The organism is Pedobacter jejuensis (assembly GCF_003725795.1).
GTDB lineage: Bacteria > Bacteroidota > Bacteroidia > Sphingobacteriales > Sphingobacteriaceae > Pedobacter > Pedobacter jejuensis.
Window position 1 is genome coordinate 42,604 of the sequence record NZ_RBEE01000041.1, and the last position, 6,200, is coordinate 48,803.

8 protein-coding genes are annotated in these 6,200 nt (G+C 32.1%); 6 read left to right on the forward strand and 2 right to left on the reverse strand.

Going from position 1 to position 6,200, the window contains the following annotated elements; genetic code table 11:
* Positions 1 to 158 precede the first annotated feature (158 nt).
* The 5 genes from D7004_RS14600 (at position 159) to D7004_RS14620 (ending at position 4,388) form a co-directional block, all read left to right on the forward strand.
* Positions 159 to 1,226, forward strand: coding sequence for a hypothetical protein (locus D7004_RS14600; RefSeq protein ID WP_148042813.1), 1,068 nt, complete (start codon positions 159 to 161; stop codon positions 1,224 to 1,226).
* Between the two features lie 104 nt (positions 1,227 to 1,330).
* Positions 1,331 to 1,636, forward strand: coding sequence for a helix-turn-helix domain-containing protein (locus D7004_RS14605; RefSeq protein ID WP_123206583.1), 306 nt, complete (start codon positions 1,331 to 1,333; stop codon positions 1,634 to 1,636).
* 119 nt (positions 1,637 to 1,755) lie between these two features.
* Positions 1,756 to 2,700 carry an AAA family ATPase gene (locus D7004_RS14610; RefSeq protein ID WP_167459510.1) on the forward strand — a complete coding sequence of 315 codons (945 nt, stop codon included), beginning with the start codon at positions 1,756 to 1,758 and terminating at the stop codon, positions 2,698 to 2,700.
* A 189-nt stretch (positions 2,701 to 2,889) separates the two neighbouring features.
* On the forward strand, positions 2,890 to 3,225 hold the full coding sequence (locus D7004_RS14615; protein ID WP_123206585.1) for a plasmid mobilization protein: 336 nt from the start codon (positions 2,890 to 2,892) through the stop codon (positions 3,223 to 3,225).
* Positions 3,222 to 4,388 carry a relaxase/mobilization nuclease domain-containing protein gene (locus D7004_RS14620; protein ID WP_123206586.1) on the forward strand — a complete coding sequence of 389 codons (1,167 nt, stop codon included), beginning with the start codon at positions 3,222 to 3,224 and terminating at the stop codon, positions 4,386 to 4,388. The genes D7004_RS14615 and D7004_RS14620 overlap by 4 nt, the downstream gene beginning before the upstream one ends.
* 71 nt (positions 4,389 to 4,459) lie before the next feature.
* Here D7004_RS14620 and D7004_RS14625 read toward each other — a convergent pair whose 3' ends face one another.
* Positions 4,460 to 4,702, reverse strand: coding sequence for a helix-turn-helix transcriptional regulator (locus D7004_RS14625; protein ID WP_123206587.1), 243 nt, complete (start codon positions 4,700 to 4,702; stop codon positions 4,460 to 4,462).
* 310 nt (positions 4,703 to 5,012) lie between these two features.
* On the opposite strand from D7004_RS14625, the gene D7004_RS14635 reads away from it, so the two are divergent.
* Positions 5,013 to 5,225, forward strand: coding sequence for a hypothetical protein (locus D7004_RS14635; protein ID WP_123206589.1), 213 nt, complete (start codon positions 5,013 to 5,015; stop codon positions 5,223 to 5,225).
* Positions 5,226 to 5,491: 266 nt separating this feature from the next.
* On the opposite strand, the gene D7004_RS14640 is transcribed toward D7004_RS14635, so the two are convergent.
* Complete coding sequence (locus D7004_RS14640) at positions 5,492 to 6,088, reverse strand: master DNA invertase Mpi family serine-type recombinase (protein WP_123206590.1); 597 nt, start codon at positions 6,086 to 6,088, stop codon at positions 5,492 to 5,494.
* Positions 6,089 to 6,200 lie beyond the last annotated feature (112 nt).

Here is a 6,200-nt window from a genome sequence, read left to right on the forward strand (position 1 = left end):
TTTTTAAATTTGCTTGCGCAAACAATTTGCAAACAGCTTCAATTATCAGCACACAAAAGTAAGCAATTTTCACGTGAATAAATATCACTCGGTACAACACAAAGTTTTACAGAATTATTTCTACATTAGGATTACTTATGTATGTAAAACAGGGAATAATGAATATATCAGTTAAAAAAATAAAAGTCAATCCAATAAATTTTGCAATTGTATCTTTTGGTATTCTACTTGTTGTTGCAATTACACCAGCAATATATTTATCAACGAGCATTATCAATATTAATCTATATTATATAATTAGCGCTTTCATAACTTTAATAATAATAAATGCTTTGGTGGCATTTATTCGGGTCAGTGATTTGGGAATACCTAATCACCTTAAAATGATGCATTTTTTTGGTTTATTTTATAATCTATCTAGAGCTGATTATAAAATAAAGGTATCAGAGATAATTGAAACATATGGAAAATCTACGGATGAAAAGAAATCAATTATAGGATTTCTTTTCTATTCAACAATTCATTTTTACTTTCTATTTTTCGCATACTTTATCGCTTTTTCTTCAATCATAATTCTTATACTTTATGCAATATCATTACAACAATTTTTTCTCATCCCATTCTCGTTATTACTGGTAGCTGTTATCTCTTATTGTTGCTTCACGATTTACAATACAACTTTCTCGAAAAGCATGTTCGCAAATGTTAGCTTCACTTTTAAAAATATTAAGGAGCAAAATTTTGATATAATCGAGACTGATGTACAACAATCAAAATTTATAGAAACTAATTTTAAAGATTATTCAGCAAATCCTATTGATAATAATAAAATTATTTCTGAAAAAGCAGTTAATAAAGAGATTAAGTCATCGGGGATAGAAGAAGAACTATTTAAAGATTTGTTTACTGAAAAATTCAAAGAACATATTGATTCTATTATTAAAAGCCTCACAGAACTAGGCTACTTTATTAATGGTAGATGGGGGCATAAAAAGAAATATGTTGCTCGGTTTATTTTTGAAGAATTTGTTAAACTTAAAGTTATGAATGATTTTACTCATGCTAAGGCAGGCCGTTGCTTTAATTCAAAGTTTGAAAATATAAGCATAGCTGGATTTGAAGATAAAATTGAAGATACAACGCCTATCCGTATTGAAGTTAGAGAAAATGTTAAATCTGATTTAGAACTTATTGTGTCGAAATTAGAGAACAACAATTTCATATGATTTAGACAAACCCTATTATCCCCTATTTTTACCTACAGTAGGTAAAATCCCCATACAAAATCTTACAAAATCTAACATTTGTGCCATAACAAAATCGGCACAGAATGGAAAACATCATTGTAACAAGCGAACCTCAACTAAAACAATTAATCGTTGAGGCATTAATTACTGTTCTAGAGAATACCAAATTATCGGACAGTTCAACAAAAACAAAATACCTATCTACTGAAGAGGCATCAAAGATTATAAAAAAATCTGCTGGTGCCTTAAGGCAAATCGTTCATAAAGGCGAAATCCCATCAATCAAACGAGGCAATACCCTTTTATTTTTAGAAGAAGATTTAATTCTTTGGATAGAAAAAGGCAGGAGAAGTATCTCTACCGAAGACCCCGCAAAGTATCTCAAATAGTTTTCTTGAAAAAATAAAGCGAAAACACGCCAATGTCTTCGCTTTTAAATCAATTCATTGAGTACCTGCTCATCAAGAGCAAAGGTACCGTTTTAATCTATTACAACAAATCAATTCAAATGGATACCAATAAAAATTCAACAGCTGATATTCTCAGATTATTTGAAGTCAGAACTGCAAACCAAGTTTTAAAAGATGCATTCTTAACACCAGACCCAATAGAACTTTATCCACCATTAATAATTCAGGGCGAATTAGTTATTCTTTTTGCTGATACAGGAATTGGCAAGACTGCCTTAATCGTGCAAATAGGGATACACATAGCCAATTCAAATTATGTTGTGTTATATGTCGATTTAGAACTTTCAGACAAACAATTTGAAAAACGCTATCGTGATGAGAATGGAGTTCATTTTAAGTTTCCTGAAAACTTCTTTAGAGCTGGCTATTCTTCGTTACGAAAGATGCCAGAAAAAGATTACGATAAATTTTTCATTGACTCTCTGGAGGAGAGTATTATGCGAACTAATGCAACGGTAATTATAATAGATAACATGACAAAGGTTGTTGCAGGCGATACGGACTCTGCAAAAAATGCAATCCCGATTATGAGTAGCCTAAGTGCATTAAAGTTCGATAAAAAATTAACATTCATCATTTTAGAGCACAACAAAAAGGTTGATGATTGGAAACCTATAAGCCTTAATGACCTACAAGGCTCAAAAATGAAATCAAATTTCGCCGACTCTGTATTTACAATAGGCAGAAGTGCTAAAGAAAAAGGTATACGCTACATTAAACAGCTTAAAGTGAGGAGTGCAGAATTAGATTATGATGCTGATAATGTATTGATATGTGAGCTTTCAAAAGAAAAGGGATTTTTAGGTTTTAAGGAGATAGGAAAAGGAAATGAATATGACTTGATTAGGTCAATAAACGAAGAAGATAGAAGTATTCAGATCGAAAAGATATTAGCCTTGAAAGAAAAAGGTTTGTCAAATGTATCTATTGCTAAAGAATTAGGCGTAACCGAGGGGGCAATACGAAAAAGATTGAAAACATAATTGTACCATTCGTACACCTCGTACCATTCGTACCACCCTTAAAAAGTACGAGTAGTACGAATGGTACGAAGATAATTAACTAAGCAAGTTTTAATAGGTCGTTTGCACGAAGCAAGCCATGTTTTGGTAAGACCAAAACGCTTGCCTCGCTAGCACTCAGATATAACAACTCACTATGTTCATAGAATTATGGCTAGACCGCAAAAAGAAAAAAACGAAAAACGCAGTATTAAATTTACATTTCGAATGAATGAAAATGAATTTCAAGCTTTGGCAAAACTTTGCAGTTATGCTAACCTTTCTGGAGCAGAGGTATTACGTGAAACCGTCTTTAAAAATAGGTTGCTTCAACCCAAAATTCCAGTATTAGACATTCAAGCTTATGGAGAACTAAAACGCATTGGTAATAACATCAACCAAATCGCAAAACATCTTAATTCAGGCGCAACAAACCAAATTGATTTCAAAATTATAAATGAGTTATCTGTAAAGCTAGATACCATTATTAAAACTATTTTAAAGTGATAGCAAAGCAAGCAATCGGAAAATCATTTGGTGGAGCTTTAAACTATAATCTAAAAAAGGTTTACAGTTCCGATATCAAAACTAAAGCAGAGTTGTTGGCGATAAATTTCCTTTGTCTGGCCCATAGTGAAATCAAAAAGGAATTGGAGATTATGAAAGCTTTAAATCCAAACCTTAAACGAAATACCTACCATACCAGCCTAAATTTTTCAGTTGATGAAAAGATATCGAACACAAAAATGGAAGCCATTGCAAAGGAATATATGGAAAAGATGGGTTTCGACAATAATCCTTATTTTATTTTTAGACATAATGATGCAGAGCATCCGCATTGCCATATTCTGGCATTAAGAAATAGATTTGACGGAACGGTTGTTTCCGATAGCAACAACTACGCAAGAAGTGAAACAATAGTTCGAGAACTGGAAAATAAATTTGGTTTAACGAAAGTTAATGCCAGCAAATTATCACTCAATAAATCGCCAGATAAGGATGAATTGGAAATGATAAATCGTACAGGTAGAGTTTCTGATAAAATGCTGATGCAAGAAAAAGTAACTAATGCTCTTTCATCAAGCAAAAACATAGCGGAGTTTATTAATCAACTTGAAAAATCAGGTATCAATCCATTATTTAATCAAGCTTCAGCAGGTCGTGTGTCGGGCATAACCTTTATTAGTCAAAATTTTAAATCAAGAGGACAAGCCCTAGGTAATCAGTTCAAATGGGGTAATATATCAAACAAAATAAATTATGAGCAAACTAGAGACAGCAAAGCAATTAGCCAAGCAAACGATAGAACAAGAGAAAAGTACACCATCGGAACAGGAACCGAAAATGCCAACTCTCAAAGAAGTTTTCCATCTACTGAAAGACTTCATAATAAAAATGAAATCATTAGAGAAAGACCAATACAGGTTGATGGTGTTCATAAAGGACAACTTAACGAAGAAGAATATCAAAGAAACAAATCATCAGGAACTAATTTTGAATTTGGAGAAATTACAAAAGGGGCAGCAAAAGACGGAGGTGATAATGAAAATAATGTTTTATTTGATATTGACTATGCTGATAGTATTAGGCGCAATAATCATATTAATTTTGATTTAAACATTGCTGACGATGAAGATGACAGCAAAAAAAGAAAGAAGATGAAGAGATAACCGTATATCTAGCTATCTGAATACCTAGATATACCTATATTCATATATCTGTATATCCATATATATGAAAACTACATTGGCAAGTCAGGAAAGAAATCTTTAATAGAACATCCAAATAACTTAGCCAATTGATTTAAGTGTTGAATATTATATTTCGCTCTGTAGCGTGGCGACTCAATGGCTCCAATAAAGCTTAGTGATTTATCCAATTCTGTAGCAAGCTTGGCTTGAGAAATATCAGCTTTAAGCCGATATTCTTTCACTTTACCAATTACATACAAATCAATTTCTGACTTAGAATTGCGCTTCTCCATTCAATGTGCAATTTCAAAAATGATTTATTTAGCAGCACACATACAGGTATGAGTAAATTATTGTATTTTAGTTTTACAATTTCTACTCTATGAAAACTATATTTAAATTTATCATTGCCTCATTTGTTAGTTTCTTTATGATGATTGGAGCACTAGGTACATCGGGTTACCGTTCTGTATTTCTGATTGGACTTGCATTTGTGGTATGGATAATTTTTATAAAGTCGGTTTCCACAAGCCCAAATAGAACAAGAGTTAACAAAAGGGATTTTGATGAATTCATGAGATTTAAAAAACGAGGGTATTAATTATGGCAGAAACACTTAATGTAAAAAGTAATGGGAATATTTTTTTTATCCTTATCAGTGAATTGCCAACAGATGAACAAGCCCCATTTAAACAATGGCTTCACAGCGAGGGGCAAACACAACCATTAATTGACAAGCAGTTAGATGGAAATTGCGCCTATCCTTGGGATTATGAGTTGTGGAAATCAAATCCAAATGCCACTCATTTACTTTAGCTTATCTTTTTCTTTTTGCTGTAATAGTGTTTTTGCATTTAAAATATAGTTCCGCTATATATTTGCTATAATAATATAGCGGTCGGTATACTATTATAGTTATGAAAATTAATTCCTACTACAGTCCAGAAGCCTTTACTCATACCAGTATTGGTTGGTATGTTATTAGGGTTTAAATAATCTATCTACAACCAATTTTATTAATTGCTTTAATGTTGTTATAAAAAGTGCCCCAAAATGATTTAACATAATGGAACACAATAAAACTACGCGGTAATTTTTGTCACAAAACTAGATACAGTTAAGCGGTGGACGCCTAATATTCTACCGATTGCACTGTATGAAACTTTTCGGTCTAATAGTTCTTTAATCTTTCTTTCGTGACCAGTAAGTTTTGTTGTAGCAGACTTACTGCCTTTTGGACGACCTAAGATAACGCCCTCCGCTTTTTTTCTGGCTAATGCTTCCTTTGTTCTTTGTGAAATCAAATTCCTTTCTATTTCTGCAGAGAGGCCAAATGCGAACGCTAAAACTTTTGAATTGATATCACTTCCCAAACGGTAATTGTCTTTAATAGTCCATACTTGAATATCTCTATTCATACATTCATTGAGTACGCCCATAATCATCAATAAATTTCTGCCTAACCGAGATAATTCTGAACAAATCAAAATATCTTCTTTTTTCATTTTTTTCAGAAGCTTACCTAATTTTCTATCATCAACATTTTTTGAACCTGAAATAGTTTCTTCTATCCATTTATCAACAATAAATGTATGCTTGCCACAAAACTGGTTGATTTCATAGCGTTGATTTTCTACCGTTTGCTTGTCTGTACTTACTCTGATGTATCCGTAAATCATAATATAGTTTGAGTTAAATAAATTGCAAATGTATACTGTTAATTTAAACCAAACTTGATTAAGTAAACTCAGACGATTTTAAGTGACAAAATTTCAGCGTTTTTGTTAAACA

What these genes read in the sequence shown, in the direction of transcription:
- D7004_RS14600 (WP_148042813.1), top strand. Translation starts at nt 159, where the DNA reads ATGAATATATCAGTTAAAAAAATAAAAGTCAATCCAATAAATTTTGCA.
- D7004_RS14605 (WP_123206583.1), top strand. Translation starts at nt 1,331, where the DNA reads ATGGAAAACATCATTGTAACAAGCGAACCTCAACTAAAACAATTAATC.
- D7004_RS14610 (WP_167459510.1), top strand. Translation starts at nt 1,756, where the DNA reads ATGGATACCAATAAAAATTCAACAGCTGATATTCTCAGATTATTTGAA.
- D7004_RS14615 (WP_123206585.1), top strand. Translation starts at nt 2,890, where the DNA reads ATGGCTAGACCGCAAAAAGAAAAAAACGAAAAACGCAGTATTAAATTT.
- D7004_RS14625 (WP_123206587.1), bottom strand. Translation starts at nt 4,702, where the DNA reads ATGGAGAAGCGCAATTCTAAGTCAGAAATTGATTTGTATGTAATTGGT.
- D7004_RS14635 (WP_123206589.1), top strand. Translation starts at nt 5,013, where the DNA reads ATGGCAGAAACACTTAATGTAAAAAGTAATGGGAATATTTTTTTTATC.
- D7004_RS14640 (WP_123206590.1), bottom strand. Translation starts at nt 6,088, where the DNA reads ATGATTTACGGATACATCAGAGTAAGTACAGACAAGCAAACGGTAGAA.